We start from the raw sequence: 15,170 nt of genomic DNA, 5'->3' as shown, positions 1-15,170 counted from the left end.
GGAGGACGCGGCCCTTACAGTCGGTTCATCCCACGGCGGGTTGCGTTTCACGCTGGTCCCGGGCACGCGCGCTCAGATCAAATTTATTGCTTGAAGAGCCATTTCGCCTCTAGCGACGGCTTCACCCCTCACCTGTTCGAGAGGGACGCCAAGGACCTGCTGCAACGCGTACTCGTCACCGTAGACACGTTCGAGCAAGTCCGCATAATCCTCGGCACCGGCCTCCAGCATGCCGATCTCCCGAGCCAGAGCCACGATGTCGCGCAGATCTTGCCGTCGCATGGCCACGAGCTTCATCGCCATCAAGTGCTCCGGTGGAGCAAAGACGACTCGTAGCCCTGGAAGCTCGGGCAGCGAAATCGCCGGGTGGGGCGGGATCCATGGACGCGCCGCCTGGTTGAGCCACCGCGGAGACATCTTCTCGGCTCTGGCGACCGTGGCAGCCTCTTCCAGCACCGCCGAATCGGACGCCAGAACGTCGATATCCCTGGTACGCCGGTCGTTCCGAACCGACAGAGCAATGGCGGCACCACCTACGACGTAGATGCTGGCGCGCACACCGCGTTCCTTGAGCCGGACGTTGAGCAGGGCCAGCAGATGCTCCATGCGCGGCCGGCTCAGCTCCGGCGAAAGATCACTCATACGGTGGTCAGATCCCTCGCAGAAACATAGATACGGCGTTGCGCGAGCCAGGATGGCGTATGGGCGCGGACACCCATCTCATCGAACATCGGGCTGTCAAGGATCCAGTCGGCCGTAAGCGCGGCGCGCTGCGTCCAGGCCGGAGTCGGCTGGCCGGCCAAGTCGAATTCATGTTCTGCCAAGGCGGCCAGGAACGCGTCCCACTCCGTTCGCCCGGTGCTCTGAGGGGCAGCCTCCCAGGCACTGGAAATCTCGGGACGGTCAGTCAAGAGCTCTCGCAGATGATCGCGGGCCTGAAGAGCGAGTTTGAAGGCCCAGATCTCGTCAGGCTCGGCCAAGGCGCTCGCGATGGCGGCGGCTGACATCGGAGGAGTCATCCAGCCATGGTCGGATGCTTGCTTCAGCGCACTACCAATGCGCCGAGCGCGAAGGTAGAAGGTTGCCGAGGGAACAGTCCGCCCCGACCGGTAGGTGGAGAAGCGCGATGCAGATGTACCGAGGGCCGCGGCGAAGGCTGCCTGTCGAAGGCCACTGTCTCGACAAGCACGGTCGAGATCCTCAGTCATGACCCGCAGATCGACATCCACTCGAGAATATTATCAGATTGGATAATCTGCTCCGGCTTCCCGGAAGAGTACGGTCAGGCGGAGGTTCACTACGGACCCTTGCCTCATGACCCGCCACTCATCACCCCGAGCAGCAGAACAAGCCCCCAAACAAAATTAAGGGACCGTCGATGACGGTCCCTTAATTTGTCTGGTGGAGCTGAGGGGATTCGAACCCCTGACCCCCTCCATGCCATGGAGGTGCGCTACCAGCTGCGCTACAGCCCCGCCCCTGATTCGGTCCGCCGAGGCGGTTGCCCTGCTCAGGAAGCTCTAAGAGCATATCCCACTCCGGGGACTGCTCTTGACCACCCCCTGCCGGCGGACCGGATCAGGTGCCTATCGAGACGTCACTTGGCGTAGGTCTCGAACTCGGTGATCCGCGTGGTGCCGGTCGCGGAGACCACCTCGAAGGTCAGCTTCTTGGTCGAGATCGGGGTGAACGTCTTCACGCCGGAGTTCGTCCCCGTGGAGATCGTCTTGCCGCTGGTCTCGTCGATCAGCTTCCAGGAGGTGACCTTGCTGCCGGACGCCTCCTTGATCACGATCGAGCCGACGGTCTTGGCGCTCGACCACTTCACCGAGATGTCGCCGGTGTTCCCGCTGGGCTGCCAGTAGGTGCTGGTGTTGCCGTCGATGACGTTGCCGTAGCTGCTGCCCGAGGCCTTGCTGCTGCCGTCCGCACCCGCACCGATCGACAGGTTGGTGCCACCCGGGGCCGGGGCCGGCGTGGTCGTGCCGGGAGCCGGGGTGGTGGTGCCCGGCGCGGGGGTGGTGGTGCCCGGGTTCGGCGCGGTGGTGCCGCCGTCCGAGGTCTTCATCCCGGTGCCGTGACCAGCGGTGCTCTTCACGATCGAGGGGATCGAGGCGCCGGCGTCGAGCTTGGTGGTGTACGGGACGGTGACCGTGCCGTTGGACGTCATGCCGGCGCCGGCGTGGGTGCCCTCACCGGTCCACTTCACGTTGTCGAGGACGTTGCCCGAGGCCTGCCAGGTGCCCTTGAGGTCGGTGTAGTACGTGCCCAGGACGTTCTGCGAGTCCTTGAAGTAGTTGTTCTGGACCAGCGCCTTGCCGCCGTTACGGGGGTTGATGCCCGAGGAGCCGAGCTTCTCGTAGTAGTTGTTGTAGATGTGCGCGGTGGCCGCGCGCAGCAGCGGCGTGCGCGATTCGATGTTCTGGTAGTAGTTGTGGTGGTAGGTCACCGGGCCGTTGCCGGTGTCGCTGTCGCTGGAACCCACCAGGCCGCCCCGGCCGGAGTTCTTCAGCACGCTGTACGAGAGGGTGACGTACTTGACGCCGGACTTCATGTCGAAAAGACCGTCGTAACCCTCGGACTCGCCGCCGGAGGCCTCCAGGGTGAGGTGGTCGGCCCAGACGTTGCTCACGCTCGACTCCAGGCCGATCGCGTCGCCGCCGTTGGAGGTCGCGCCGTTGGACTTCTTCACGTTCTTCACGTGCAGGTTCTGCAGGATGATGTTCTTGGAGTTGCGCACGTGGATGCCGATCTGGTCGAACACCCCGGTGCTGCCGACGCCGATCAGCGTCACGTTGCTGATGTCCTTCAGCTCGATCACGCCGGCCGCGGTGTTGCAGCTGCCCGAGACCTTGGCGGTGTTGCCGATCGTGATCGTGCCGGCGACCTCGATGATGATCGGGGTGCTGTTCGCCGCCCGACCGCAAAGCGCCTGATGGATCTGGGTTCCCGTGGTGGCCCGCACGGTCTTGCCGCCGGCGCCGCCGGTGGTACCGCCGTTCTGCGCCGCGAAGCCGGTCGCGCCGCTGGGCTCAGCTGCCGTGGCCTCGCTGGCACCCTGCAGGTTCACCACCGCGGCCGTGGCCACCGCGGCGACCGCAACCGTCGCCGCGCCGCCGATACCCAGTACGCGCTTGCCCCGTCGCTTCATCGTTGCCGTCCCATCCGTCTTCCTCGGCCCGCCTGATTCGGGCTCGGTCACGCCTGCTTAGTCGGACCAGGGGCCGCGAAAGTTGCCTGGTTTGAAGGATTTCTGGAAACTTTTTGAGCCTTAGGGCAAGGGCGGACGCGGTGTGTCAAGTGAGCGTCAAGGCGAACCTGTGTCTTTCACATCTTCGACCGGCCGGGGCAGCGGCCTGACCGTGACGTTCCCGCCCAGGCCGCGCACCCACGTCCATCAGTCGGCCGGCACCTCGAAGCCGCTGAACAGCAGCGCCGCCAGCCCCAGAGCCACCAGGATGTTGAGCACGGTGGCGGCGCCGAACACCACGATCGGCTGCCATCCGGCCTGTTTCAGGGCCGAGACCCGGAACTCCAGGCCGATGCTGACGAACGCCAGGATCAGGAACCAGACCCGGAAGTCGTTGACCACCCCGATCGCGTCGTCGCCGGTGGCCTCGCTGACGTTCTGCAGGTAGATCGTGGCGATCACCGAGGCGGCGACGAAACCCAGCACGAACTTCGGGAAGCGCCGCCACAACTCGCCGAGGCCGGGCCTCGGGGCGCCCGGGGTGCGCTCGACCCGGTAGGCGAAGTAGGCCGCGAGCGCCACCGCCACCACGCCGATCAGCGCGTTCTGGGTGACCTTGACGATGCTGGCGATCGCCAGCGGGCCCTCCCCCGCGATCGCCCCGGCCGCCGTCACCGCTGCGGTGGTGTCGATGTTGCCGCCGATCCAGGCCCCGGCCACGGCATCCTCGAGATTGAGGACGTCGGCCAGCCAGGGAAGCAGGAAGATGGACGGCAGCGCGAAGGCGATGACCAGGCTCGCGGCGTAGGCCAGTTGTTCTTTGCGGGCCTGCACGGCGCCGGCCGCGGCGATCGCCGCGCTGACCCCGCAGATCGAGACCGCGCTGGCCAGGAGGGCGCGGAGCTTCTGGTCCAGGCCGAGCCGGCCGCCCAGCCACCAGGTGAAGCCGAAGACGATGGTGATCAGCAGGACCGCCTGCAGGATCGAGCGGCCCGCGGCGTCGACGATCAGCTTCAGGTTGATCGAGGCGCCGAGCAGGACCAGACCGGTCTTGATGAAGAACTCGGTGCGAAAGCCCTCGGCCAGCTGCTCGCGCAGGCCGGTGGCAGTGAGTACGGCGTTGCCGGCCAGCCCGAACAGGATGGCGTAGACCGGGTACTCGACGGCCGAGGCGATGTCTTCCCAGGATCCGCCCTCGGCCCATTCCGGCACGTGCTCACTGAGGTAGTAGCTGATCCAGGCCAGGGCGAGGACGACAAGAACACCCAGAACGAAACTGGGGACGCGGGTGGCCGGCCGGGTCGTGGTGGTCTCGGTCATCAGGGCACCAGTCCGTTCGTGATGACTCCGGCCAGGATCAGGGCGAGCAGGATCAGGCCGACCGCGGTGGCCAGCCAGTCCTCGTTCACCGCCCAGCGTTCTTCGGTACTGGTGCTCTGCTCGGGATCGGAATCGGGGGCGGGGGTGGGACCGGTGCCGGACATGGTGGACCTCCATGCATCGCGGGCAGTGGCCACAATTCTGATTAACTCCATAGAGATGGTCAAGATTGCGCCGGACAGGGATCGGCGTTCGAGTGAGGGCGGGTACGGAGAGTAACTCTGCTGGGCCATTATCGTCGTTCTTGATCCGCCGACTACGAAGAGTGTGAATGCGAACGGGCCCGCTGCTGGCCGAATCCTGGCTGCGCTGGCGGTGGGCACCTCACTGCTGGTTTCCCTCGTGCTCGTGCTGCAGCTCGGGTCACCGACCTCGCTGGCCCGGCTGTCAGCCGGATCGGTCGCCGCCTGTGCGCTGCTGACCGCGGCCGCGGGTGCCCGACGCGGCCTGCTCACGGCCCGGCAGACTCCGGCGCGGAGCATCTGGCTCATCCTCGCCGCGGCCCTGGGCCTGTTCGGGCTCAGCCAGAGCGCCACTTTGGCGATCACCCTCACCGGCCCCGGACCCGTCCTGGAAGGTCTGCGCTGGCTGGCGCTCGCGCTGGCCTGCCCGCTGTTCCTGGTCGGGGTGGTCCGGCTGCTGACCCCGCATCAGCGCGGAACCGCCCGGGTGAGAACGCTGCTCGACGGGACGATGATCGGCTGGGCGATCCTGATCGCGGTCTGGGTCACCGTGCTCGGCCCGGCCCTGCGTGAGAACCCGGCGGCGGTCGGGGCGCTGTCCGTGACCGGTCTGTTCGCCACCTTGATCATCACCATCTCGCTGACCGTCTACCTGGCCGCCGATCTGCACCGGAACGGGGTTCAGCCTGCGGTGCCGTGGTGGAGCCTGGTCAGCCTCGTGGTCCTGACCTCGGTGGCGGACACCTGGCTGGCCTACGCCACGCTGGCCGGGACCTACCGGATCGGCAACCCGCTGGACGCCTTCTGGCTGCTCGGCATCAGTTGCCTGCTGGCCGGAGCGCTGCTGCCGGCCCGTCCCCGCTCGCAACCGCTCTCTCACCGGCGCCGGTTCGGCGAGGCGGTCCCGAACTCGTTCATCATTGCGGCCACCCTCGCCGCGGCGGCAATGCCCGAGCTCACCGGTTTCCGCGACGACATCAGCCGCTGGCTCAGCGCCGTCCTGATCCTGATGATGCTCGCCCACCAGACCCTGGCCCGCCGCGAGAACCGTTCCCTGACCCAGGCTCTGGAGCAACGGGTCGAGGCCGGCCACAAGCGGTTCCAGGCTCTGGTGGAGAACAGCTCCGACGTGATCGGCCTGGTGGACCGCGACGGAGTGCTGAGCTACGTCAGCAACTCGGTCGGCCGGGTCCTCGGCGCCGAGGCCGACGCCATCGTCGGCCTGCACGTCAGCGCGCTGCTGGACGAGAAGTCGAACCAGATCATGAACGACGCCATGGCCCGGGTCTCGGCCGTACCGCTGAGCCGGGAACGGGTGGAGCTGAACGTGATCCTGCCCGGCGGGACGGAACTGGTCATGGAGGAGGTCGTGACCAACATGCTCGACGACCCAGCGGTGAACGCCTACGTGCTGAACGCCCGGGACATCACCGAGCGCCGCCGGCTCGAGGACGACCTGGTGCACCAGGCCTTCCACGACACCCTGACCGGCCTGGCCAACCGGGCGCTGTTCAACGACCGGGTGCAGCACGCGCTGCACCGCCGGGCCGGTACCGAGCAGCCCGAGATCATCGGGGTGCTGTTCCTGGACCTGAACGGCTTCAAGTCGGTGAACGACACGCTCGGGCACGCCGCCGGCGACGCCCTGCTGGTCGAGGTCGCCGCCCGGCTGACCGCCTGCCTGCGCCCCGGTGACACGATCGCCCGGCTGGGCGGGGACGAGTTCGCCGTCCTGGTCGAGGGGGCGCAGGCCGAGACCGAGTTCGTCGACCTGGCGATGCGGCTGCACCAGGCCCTGGAACCGGCGATCGTGGTGAACGACCAGGAGCTGTTCGTCGGCACCAGCATCGGCATCGCCGGCGCCGAGGTGGGCTCGATCGCGGTGGACCAGCTGATCCGCAATGCCGACCTGGCGATGTACCAGGCCAAGGAACGGCGTGACGGCCGGCCCGCCCGGTACGACCCGAGCCTGCACCACGACCTGCTGGAACGGGTTGCACTGGAGAGCGATCTGCGCCGGGCCCTGGTCGACCAGGAGCTCGAGGTGCACTACCAGCCGACGATCGTGCTGGAGTCCGGCGCGATGGTCGGGGTGGAGGCGCTGGTGCGCTGGCCGCACCCGGAGCGCGGGATGGTCCGGCCCGACCTGTTCATCCCGATCGCCGAGCAGACCGGAATGATCCACGAGCTGGGCCGGCAGGTGCTGCGCCGGGCCTGCGCCCAAGGCCAGGAATGGGCCCAGCTGTCACCGCAGACGGCGCTGACCGTGGCGGTGAACGTCTCGGCCAAGCAGCTGCAGCGCCGCGACTTCGTCGACGAGGTCCGTGAGGTGCTGCTGGAGAGTGGTTTCCCGGCCGAGCGCCTGGTCCTCGAAATGACCGAGAGCGTGCTGGTCCACGACGCCGAGGCCACCCTGGACACCCTGCAGGCGCTGAAGGCGATGGGAGTGCGGATCGCGATCGACGACTTCGGCACCGGCTACTCCTCGCTGAGCTACCTGCACCGCTTCCCGGTCGACATCCTGAAGATCGACCGCTCGTTCGTGGAACGGCTGTCCGGCACCGAGGACGAGGACAACCTGGTCGAGAGCATCGTGCAGCTGGGCCACACGCTGCGCCTGGAGACGATCGCCGAGGGGATCGAGGAGGCCGACCAGATCGAGGCGTTACGCCGGCTGGGCTGCCAGATGGCTCAGGGTTACCACTTCGGCCGCCCCGTGCCGGCCCAGGACCTCTCACACCTGATTGCCCCCTCGCTCCCGCAGCCCTCTCCCGAGCTGCTGCACCCCTGATCAGAACTCATCTGTGGAGGCCGTCGGCGACGGCCTCCACAGGCGTTTTGCGGGCATCTGCCGAGCGCGACGAACGTCACCGTTGGTCGCCGGCCACCGGCCGAAAAGTTCACCCGGAGAGAGCCTTCATCACCAATCAGTCACGCCGGTTACGCAGGATGGCCCTATCCGGTACCCGGATCGCCCCGCACCATTCGAGGTGTGACCATCTTTGCCACCCCAGGCCCGACCTGGAACGCCATGATCGCTGCCCTGGACGACGACGCGCCCGACGAGAACTGGGCCTTCAAGCTGGTGCTGCAGTGCCGTGACCACACCCGTCTCGCGCTCCAGATGGAGGAGTCGGCAGAGGTGATCGGTCCGGCCATCACGGAGTGGAACCGGGACCCCGGGGCCCGCACCCCTCGTCGTCTCGACGCCGCACCGCCGCGCCGCGGCACCAAGGACATCGCCGGCGGCCCGCACGGCCCGCAGGGCTCCTACAAGGGCTGGCACGTGCTGCTCGGGACGCTGATCGGCAACGAGTTCGAGGACGCCCGCAAGATGACGCCGACCTGGACCCGGAGCCTCTACATGGAGGACCCGTGGACGGTGCCCCGGCCCGGCATGACCGATCACCAGATCCGCACCACCACGCCGGACTGGCTGAGCGAGCGCGGTGTCTACGTCAGCGACCGGGACCTGGGCGAGCAGTAGGGCCCGGGCCAACGGCATCCGGAGCGGCCGAATCCCGCAAACGAAACAGAGGGACCGTCTCTCGACGGTCCCTCTGTTGATTTCCGGTGGAGCTGAGGGGATTCGAACCCCTGACCCCCTCCATGCCATGGAGGTGCGCTACCAGCTGCGCTACAGCCCCGCCACGCGATGAGCTCCGCTTTCGCGGCCTCTCGTTCGGCGTCATGGAACTTTACCGCAGGACAAGGGGGAAACTACAAATCGAGAACCTTCGGAGCGTCCGCGGCGGGCTCGGCCAGCGCGACCGCCGGCCTCCCGTCCGGCGTCGTAACACCCAGAAGGTCCGGGAGAGCAACGATTTCGTCCATGGTCACGATGCCGGGCCGAGTACCCGCGACCCGCTGGGCGGCCAGGGCGGTGAGCAGGCCGGTGGTCTCGGACTGGCCCGCACCGGAGGTGGCGAGGCGTTCGCCTGTGCGCCGATTCACAGCAATGACATGCCAGTCGCTGGAGCCGAGGTGAGGTGCACGGGCGATCAGGCCCTTCAGGGAGGGCACATGGGCGACCGCGGCCAGGGTTGCGGTGGCGAGACCGGAACTGAGCGTTAGGTAGCTGCGCACCCGCAGGTCGGCGAGGAGCAGGTTGTCGGGGAAGTCGGCGCGGAGGTAGCGGCGGCGCCGCCGGTCGGGGCCAACGACCATTTGGCTGGTGGTCAGGTTGCGCACCACACCCCCTTCGGCCGGCTGGTAGACCTCGGCACCGATCAGGTCAGCGGTCCAGGCCACCGCGGCAGGGCCGTGCACCTCCCCCGAGCCCAGCATCACCAGGAGATCGATTTCGTCGCCCGGCTCGGAAGCCAGCGCCCGGGCGAGCACAGTGCTCAGACCTGGCGCCAACCCCGCGCCCAGGACCACGTTGGCGTCGCGTAACTGCGCCAGGTAGGCGGCGGTAGCGGAAATCTCGACCAGGGGTGTCGTACCCACGTAGGTGGCGATCCGGGCGTCCTCAATCCCCGATGCGTTCACCACCACGTCCACACTGGCCGATTCGCGCTTCAAGGCGCGCCAACCGTCCTCAGTTGGAAGCTCTACCCGCACCCCGCCCGGAACCGCTGTGCGACCCGCGGGAATCACCTCATCCCCTGCCGCCAGCAGTTCCGCGGCAACCACGCGGCCGACCGCACCCCGCGCACCCAGTACCAACGCCTTCACGAGATTCTCCAAACGTTCGGTTGGATTCTGACCATAGACAGGCGGCCGCCGATTCTGCAACCAGCCGGTTGGAGTTGTACCGTCCTCGGCATGGCCTGGGACACGGAGGCAACCCGTAAGAAGCTTTTGGACGCGGGGGCGCGGCAATTCGCCCAGCACGGGTTTGCGGGCGCGCGGGTGGACGCGATCGGCCGGGACGCCGGCGTGAACAAGGAACGCGTGTACCGCTACTTCGGTGACAAGCAGCAGTTCTTTGCCGCGGTACTGGAGCGAGAGCTGTCCGCGCTGCTGGAGGGCATCGAGGTGCCGGACGTCGGCGCGTTTACCGCGGAGCTGTTCGACCGTTGCCTGGCGCGGCCCGAGCTACCCCGGCTTCTGGCCTGGGAGAGTCTGGAACTGGGACAAGCGGTGGCGCTGGCCCGGAGGAAGCCGATCTGCGCGGGGCAGGTGCACTGCTTCCGGGTGGCGGTGCCCGGCCTGGATCAGAAGGCGGCCGAGCACCTGCTGCTGACCGCGGTCACGCTGGTGACGGCGTGCTGGTCGCTGGGCGCCGTGGCGGAATCGGTGCTCGGCGCCGGGCTGGATCTGACCGCCCGGCGCGAAGCACTGATCCTGCAGATGGAGAAGCTGGCTCAGTTGACGTTGTAGCGGCTCAGCCGCCAGCCCTGGCCGGTGTACTGCAGTTCGGCCCAGTGCGCGTTGCGCAGGCCTTCCATCGCGTGCCAGGGCCAAGCCGGCGTACCCAGGAGGCTGAAAATGGCTCCCCGTAGGGCTCCGCCGTGACCGACACAGACCAGCGTTCCGCTGTCCATCGCCTTCTCGGCCTCGACGATCGCGGAGGCGCAGCGCTCGGCCGCCTCGTTCCGGGTCTCGCCGTTACCCCCGAGCCGCAGCTCGACGTCGCCGCGGCGCCAGGCGTCGTAGTCGTCGCCCCAGCCCTTGACGATCTCGTCCCGGGTCAGGCCTTCCCACTCCCCTGCCGAGATCTCCCGCAGGCGCTCGTCCAGGCCGACCTCGACGTGCAGCTTGGTGGCCAGGGCGCGGGCGGTCTGCGCGGCGCGGGACAGGTCGGACGAGAGGATCCTCACGTCGGTGCCGACCAGTTCCTGGTACAGCGCATCGGCGGTGCGCTGGGCCTGGCCCACACCCACGTCGTCGAGCGGGACGTCGGTCTGCCCCTGGAAGCGCGCGGAGGCGTTCCAGGTGGTACGACCGTGCCGGATGAGGATGACGCGGGTCGCGGTCACTCCTGCTCGCCGGCCGCGTTGCTGTCGGCGGTGATGTCGGCGGGCAACTCGAGGACCGGGCAGTCCTTCCAGAGCCGCTCCAGCGTGTAGTACTCGCGCTCTTCCTCGTGCTGCACGTGCACCACGATGTCGCCGAAGTCGAGCAGGACCCAGCGGCCCTCCTGGTGACCCTCGCGGCGGATCGGCTTGGCGCCGATCTTGAGGAGTTCCTCCTCCACGCCGTCGACGACCGACTTCACCTGGCGCTCGTTGTTCGCCGAGGCCACCAGGAAGGTGTCGGTGATCACCAGGTGGTCACTGACGTCGATGGCGACGATGTCGGTGGCGAGCTTCTCCGAGGCCGCCCGGGCGGCACGGATGGCGAGGTCGATGGCATGGTCTGACGCGGTCACGTCCCCAACCTTCTCACGGGTTCAGGGCGCGTCCGGACGATAGAGGCGATGCTTGGCGATGTACTGCACCACGCCGTCCGGCACCAGGTACCAGACCGGCTCACCGTCGGCGACCCGGTCGCGGCAGTCGGTGCTGGAGATCGCCAGGGCCGGCACCTCCAGCAGGCTGATCCGGTCGGCGGGCAGGCCGGAGCCGTCCAGCCGGTGCCCGGGCCGGGTGACCCCGATGAAGTAGGCCAGCTGGAACAGCTCGTCCGGGTTCTTCCAGGACAGGATCGCGGTGAGCGCATCGGCGCCGGTGATGAAGTACAGGTCGGCGTCCGGGTACAGCGCGGCCAGGTCGCGCAGCGTGTCCTTGGTGTAGGTGGGCCCGCCGCGGTCGATGTCCACCCGGCTGACCGTGAAGCGCGGGTTGGCGGCGGTGGCGATCACTGTCATCAGGTACCGGTGCTCGGCCGGGCTGACCCGCCGGTCGTCGACCTTCTGCCAGGGCTCGCCGGTGGGCACGAACACCACCTCGTCCAGGCCGAAGCGGCTGCCCACCTCGGAGGCGGCCACCAGGTGGCCGTGGTGCACCGGGTCGAAGGTGCCACCCATCACACCGATGCGCCGCCGGGGCCGGGGCTCCTGCTCGGGGCCCGTCCCGGCGGTGTCACCGGTGGGTAAACCGCTCACTCAGTGCTGGCTCTGCTGCTTGTTCGAGACGTTGCGGAAGGCGTACGTCAGCAGGAACAGCACGAAGAACACGACGGCCGCGATCGCCGGGTACGCCCAGTACGGCATCGGCAGCTCGTGGTGTGCCTCGGCGTGCTCGGTAGCAGCTGCGAACAGAGCAGAAGAGACGATCATCGTCGAGAAACCTCTCATCGAACGGGCGCGCCGGGTGATCGTCCCGGGCGAACCGAGTCTGCCATGCCCGGTAGCAGGCTGCGCGGGCGCCCCGCCCGGCACAGCGGACGGTGTCACCTACGCGGGCCACTACGCTGGCGGTGATGAATCCCGCAGCCGACACCGACCTCGACCGTGCCCTGCCCCCGCAGGTGAGCGTGGTCGTGCCGATGTACGACGAAGAGGCCGTGATCGGCATGTTCGTCGACCGGCTGCGTCCCGTCCTGGACGATCTGGGCCAGACCTACGAGGTCGTGGTGGTCGACGACGGCAGCCGGGACACCACCCCGGCGCTGCTCGAGAAGGCCCGCCGGGACTGGGCCGAGCTGCGGGTGATCCGGCTGCGCGCCAACGCCGGGCACCAGGCCGCGCTGTCGGCCGGGCTGATGCGGGCCCGCGGGGCCTGGGTGGCCACCATCGACGCCGACCTGCAGGACCCGCCGGAGACCATCGCGGCGATGCTGGAAGCGGCCCGCGAGCAGTCGGCCGACGTGGTCTACGGCGTGCGCAACGACCGCACCACCGACTCGGCCTTCAAACGGCTCACCGCGAACGCCTACTACCGGATGATCCGGCGGCTGGTCGGGCACCACGTGCCGGCCGACGCGGGTGACTTCCGGCTGATGTCGCGGGCCACGGTGGACGCGGTGAACCGGCTGCCGGCCCAGAACCGGGTGCTGCGGCTGGTCGTGCCGGCGCTGGGTTTTCCCAGTGCCCAGGTCGAGTACCGGCGGGAGGAGCGGGCGGCCGGCACCACGAAGTACCCGCTCTCGCGGATGATCCGGCTCACTGTGGACAGCCTGACCGGTTTCTCGATCGCTCCGCTGCGCCTGGCCACGTACTTCGGCCTGGGTGGGGCCGCGGTGACCGCGCTGCTGCTGGCGATCGCCGTGGTGGCGTTCGTCACCGACCACACGCTGCCCGGCTGGACCTCGACCTTCGTGGTGGTCGCGGCGGTGGGCACGCTGCAGCTGCTGTGCCTGGGGCTGCTCGGTGAGTACGTCGGCCGGCTCTACACGCAGTTGCAGGGACGGCCGACGTATCACATCGCGTACGACTCGGTGGAGTGGGATTCCGAGCAGAACTGAGGACGTTGTTGCTGGGTTTTCTTGTTACGCGGGCTTTTTCGCGTGCACCAGGAGAGTGACGCCCGGCAGTGACTTCACCGGCAGGTAGCGCTCCAGCGTGATCACCGCACGCAGCGCGTTGTTCAGCAGCGCCGGCGGGTTGTCCAGGTCGCTACCGGTGGAGCTGCGGCGGCGCAGCTGGACCAGCGGGCGCATCAGGACGTTCCAGCTGACCATCGGCTCCAGCTGGAAACCGGCGCCCAGCAACAGGTCCGACAACGTCTGCCGGGTGTAGCGGCGTACGTGGCCGACCGCGTCGTCGTGCGCCGACCAGAGCTTGGGGTCACACGGAACCGCCACCAGGAACGTGCCGCCCGGCTTCAGCGCCTCGAAAACCCCGGCCGCGGCGGCCTTGTCATCGTCCAGGTGCTCGAGCACGTCGAACGCCACCACCAGGTCGAGACTGCCCGCATCCAGCGGCAGCTGGGTGGCATCGCCCCGCAGCACCGGAATCCCCCGGGCCGCACAGACTTCGGCGCCGGTGGGACCGTACTCCAGCGCGGCCGCCTGCCAGCCCAGCGACTGCAGCACGCGAGTGTTACCCCCGCCCGCCGCACCGACGTCCAGTGCCCGGCCGGGCTTCAGCTCGGCGACGGCCTTGGCGAGCAGGTGCCGGCGCTCGCGGTACCACCAGTGCCGCTCCTCAAGCTCGGTGAGCTTGCGGACCTCGGTCGCCTCCATGCGTTCAGTACTCCCGGTTTTCGTCTCGTGGGGGTGGACAGAATTTCAGGGACGGGTGTGGCCCTCGCCGGTGACGACCCACTTGGTGGACGTCAGCTCGGCCAGGCCCATCGGCCCCCGGGCGTGCAGCTTCTGGGTGGAGATGCCGACCTCGGCACCGAGCCCGAACTCGGCGCCGTCGGTGAAGGCGGTGGACGCGTTCACCGCCACCACGGCGGAGTCGACCTCGGCGGTGAAGCGGTTGGCCGCGCGCAGATCCGAGGTGAGGATGGCCTCGGTGTGCCCGCTGGAGTAGGTGCGGATGTGCTCGATCGCCTGGCCCAGGTCGTCGACCACACCGACCGCGATCTCGGCGGCCAGGTACTCGGTGAACCAGTCGCCCTCGGTGGCGGCCTCGGCCTTGACCCCGGCCTTCTCGGCGGCGGCCAGGGCGCGCGGGTCGGCGTGGATGCGCACGTTCTGCTCGCCCAGCGCGGTGAGCACCGAGGGCAGGAAGGTGTCGGCCAGGTCGGCGTGCACCAGCAGCGTCTCGGCGGCGTTGCAGACGCTGGTGCGCCGCAGCTTGGCGTTGAGCATGACCTCGAGAGCCTTCGCCAGGTCGGCGCTGGAGTCGACGAAGACGTGGCAGTTGCCGGTGCCAGTCTCGATCACCGGCACGGTGGAGTTCTCCACCACGGTCTTGATCAGGCCCGCACCGCCCCGCGGCACCAGCAGGTCGACCAGGCCCCGGGCCCGCATCAGGTGTTGCACGCCCTCGCGGCCCCACGGGTCGATGGTGGCCACCGCGTCGGCCGGCAGACCCACGCTCTCCAGAGCCTGGCGAATCAGGCCGACCAGCACGGTGTTGGTGCTCTCAGCGGCCGAGCCACCCCGCAGCACGGCCGCGTTCCCGCTCTTCAGAGCCAGGCTCGCGGCATCGATGGTGACGTTCGGGCGGGCCTCGTAGACCATCCCGATCACCCCCATCGGCACCCGCAACTGGCGCAGCTGCAGGCCGTTGGGCAGCGTGGAACCGCGCACCACCTCGCCCACCGGGTCGGGCAGGCGCACGATGTCGCGCACCGCGGCGGCGATCGCCTCGATCCGCGGGCGGTCCAGGCGGAGCCGGTCGGCCAGGTTCGGGGCCAGGCCGGTGCGCTCGCCGCGCTCCAGGTCTTCGGTGTTGGCGGCGACGATCTGGCCGGCGTTGGCCACCAGCGCGTCGGCCAGGGCGTTCAGCGCCTCGTCTTTCTGCTGCCGCGGGGCGGTGGCCAGGGCCCGGGCGGCCTGCTGGGCGCGGCCGGCTACCTCGTGGACAGCGTCACGGACGGCGCTCGGGGACGTCTCGGCCGACTCGACTTCGGTGCTCACCGTGCCACTCTAATGGGCGGCGCACAGGCGTCCGTAACGCTTTCCGGCACCCGAGG

General features: G+C 68.6%; 16 protein-coding genes and 2 tRNA genes. 4 read left to right on the top strand and 14 right to left on the bottom strand.

Going from position 1 to position 15,170, the window contains the following annotated elements; translation table 11 throughout:
- Positions 1-72 precede the first annotated feature (72 nt).
- From LR394_RS05775 to LR394_RS05750, 6 genes are all read right to left on the bottom strand, one after another.
- A complete protein-coding gene (locus tag LR394_RS05775; RefSeq protein ID WP_231439318.1) occupies positions 73-642 on the bottom strand; it encodes a nucleotidyltransferase in 570 nt (189 codons plus the stop codon).
- Complete coding sequence (locus tag LR394_RS05770; protein ID WP_231439317.1) at positions 639-1,229, bottom strand: helix-turn-helix domain-containing protein; 591 nt, start codon at positions 1,227-1,229, stop codon at positions 639-641. The genes LR394_RS05775 and LR394_RS05770 overlap by 4 nt, the downstream gene beginning before the upstream one ends.
- 170 nt (positions 1,230-1,399) lie before the next feature.
- Positions 1,400-1,475: transfer RNA gene (locus tag LR394_RS05765), tRNA-Ala, on the bottom strand.
- Between the two features lie 122 nt (positions 1,476-1,597).
- On the bottom strand, positions 1,598-3,151 hold the full coding sequence (locus LR394_RS05760) for a pectate lyase family protein (protein ID WP_231439316.1): 1,554 nt from the start codon (positions 3,149-3,151) through the stop codon (positions 1,598-1,600).
- Positions 3,152-3,397: 246 nt separating this feature from the next.
- A complete protein-coding gene (locus tag LR394_RS05755) occupies positions 3,398-4,510 on the bottom strand; it encodes a YeiH family protein (RefSeq protein ID WP_231439315.1) in 1,113 nt (370 codons plus the stop codon).
- Positions 4,510-4,674: a hypothetical protein gene (locus tag LR394_RS05750; protein WP_231439314.1), complete on the bottom strand. Its 165-nt coding sequence runs from the start codon at positions 4,672-4,674 to the stop codon at positions 4,510-4,512. Before LR394_RS05750 ends, LR394_RS05755 begins: the two co-directional genes overlap by 1 nt.
- A gap of 211 nt (positions 4,675-4,885) precedes the next feature.
- Between LR394_RS05750 and LR394_RS05745 the strand changes: the two genes are divergently transcribed.
- Positions 4,886-7,543: an EAL domain-containing protein gene (locus LR394_RS05745; protein ID WP_231439313.1), complete on the top strand. Its 2,658-nt coding sequence runs from the start codon at positions 4,886-4,888 to the stop codon at positions 7,541-7,543.
- Positions 7,544-7,744: 201 nt separating this feature from the next.
- Positions 7,745-8,239, top strand: coding sequence for a hypothetical protein (locus LR394_RS05740; protein ID WP_231439312.1), 495 nt, complete (start codon positions 7,745-7,747; stop codon positions 8,237-8,239).
- 87 nt (positions 8,240-8,326) lie between these two features.
- On the opposite strand, the gene LR394_RS05735 is transcribed toward LR394_RS05740, so the two are convergent.
- A tRNA-Ala gene (locus tag LR394_RS05735) sits at positions 8,327-8,399 on the bottom strand.
- Positions 8,400-8,472: 73 nt separating this feature from the next.
- Positions 8,473-9,429: a saccharopine dehydrogenase family protein gene (locus LR394_RS05730; protein WP_231439311.1), complete on the bottom strand. Its 957-nt coding sequence runs from the start codon at positions 9,427-9,429 to the stop codon at positions 8,473-8,475.
- Positions 9,430-9,519: 90 nt separating this feature from the next.
- Here LR394_RS05730 and LR394_RS05725 point away from each other — a divergent pair, with 90 nt between their 5' ends.
- A complete protein-coding gene (locus LR394_RS05725) occupies positions 9,520-10,077 on the top strand; it encodes a TetR family transcriptional regulator (protein ID WP_231439310.1) in 558 nt (185 codons plus the stop codon).
- Here LR394_RS05725 and LR394_RS05720 read toward each other — a convergent pair.
- From LR394_RS05720 to LR394_RS05705, 4 genes are read right to left on the bottom strand one after another with little or no spacing between them, the layout of a single operon-like run.
- Positions 10,062-10,676, bottom strand: a complete 615-nt coding sequence (locus tag LR394_RS05720) for a histidine phosphatase family protein (RefSeq protein WP_231439309.1) — start codon at positions 10,674-10,676, stop codon at positions 10,062-10,064. The two genes, LR394_RS05725 and LR394_RS05720, sit on opposite strands and share 16 nt — an antisense overlap.
- Entirely contained in the window at positions 10,673-11,068 is a 396-nt protein-coding gene (gene rsfS / locus LR394_RS05715) for a ribosome silencing factor (protein ID WP_231439308.1), read from the bottom strand. The genes LR394_RS05720 and rsfS overlap by 4 nt, the downstream gene beginning before the upstream one ends.
- A 21-nt stretch (positions 11,069-11,089) precedes the next feature.
- Positions 11,090-11,743: a nicotinate-nucleotide adenylyltransferase gene (nadD, locus tag LR394_RS05710; protein ID WP_231439307.1), complete on the bottom strand. Its 654-nt coding sequence runs from the start codon at positions 11,741-11,743 to the stop codon at positions 11,090-11,092.
- Positions 11,744-11,917, bottom strand: coding sequence for a hypothetical protein (locus tag LR394_RS05705; protein ID WP_231439306.1), 174 nt, complete (start codon positions 11,915-11,917; stop codon positions 11,744-11,746).
- Between the two features lie 143 nt (positions 11,918-12,060).
- Between LR394_RS05705 and LR394_RS05700 the strand changes: the two genes are divergently transcribed.
- Complete coding sequence (locus LR394_RS05700; RefSeq protein ID WP_231439305.1) at positions 12,061-13,044, top strand: glycosyltransferase family 2 protein; 984 nt, start codon at positions 12,061-12,063, stop codon at positions 13,042-13,044.
- A 24-nt stretch (positions 13,045-13,068) separates the two neighbouring features.
- On the opposite strand, the gene LR394_RS05695 is transcribed toward LR394_RS05700, so the two are convergent.
- Positions 13,069-13,764 carry a class I SAM-dependent methyltransferase gene (locus tag LR394_RS05695; RefSeq protein WP_231439304.1) on the bottom strand — a complete coding sequence of 232 codons (696 nt, stop codon included), beginning with the start codon at positions 13,762-13,764 and terminating at the stop codon, positions 13,069-13,071.
- 45 nt (positions 13,765-13,809) lie between these two features.
- Positions 13,810-15,114 carry a glutamate-5-semialdehyde dehydrogenase gene (locus tag LR394_RS05690; RefSeq protein WP_231439303.1) on the bottom strand — a complete coding sequence of 435 codons (1,305 nt, stop codon included), beginning with the start codon at positions 15,112-15,114 and terminating at the stop codon, positions 13,810-13,812.
- Between the last annotated feature and the right edge of the window lie 56 nt (positions 15,115-15,170).

The organism is Kineosporia babensis, from assembly GCF_021129305.1.
Taxonomy (GTDB): Bacteria; Actinomycetota; Actinomycetes; order Actinomycetales; family Kineosporiaceae; genus Kineosporia; species Kineosporia babensis.
This window is presented reverse-complemented; position numbering and strand designations above follow the sequence as displayed.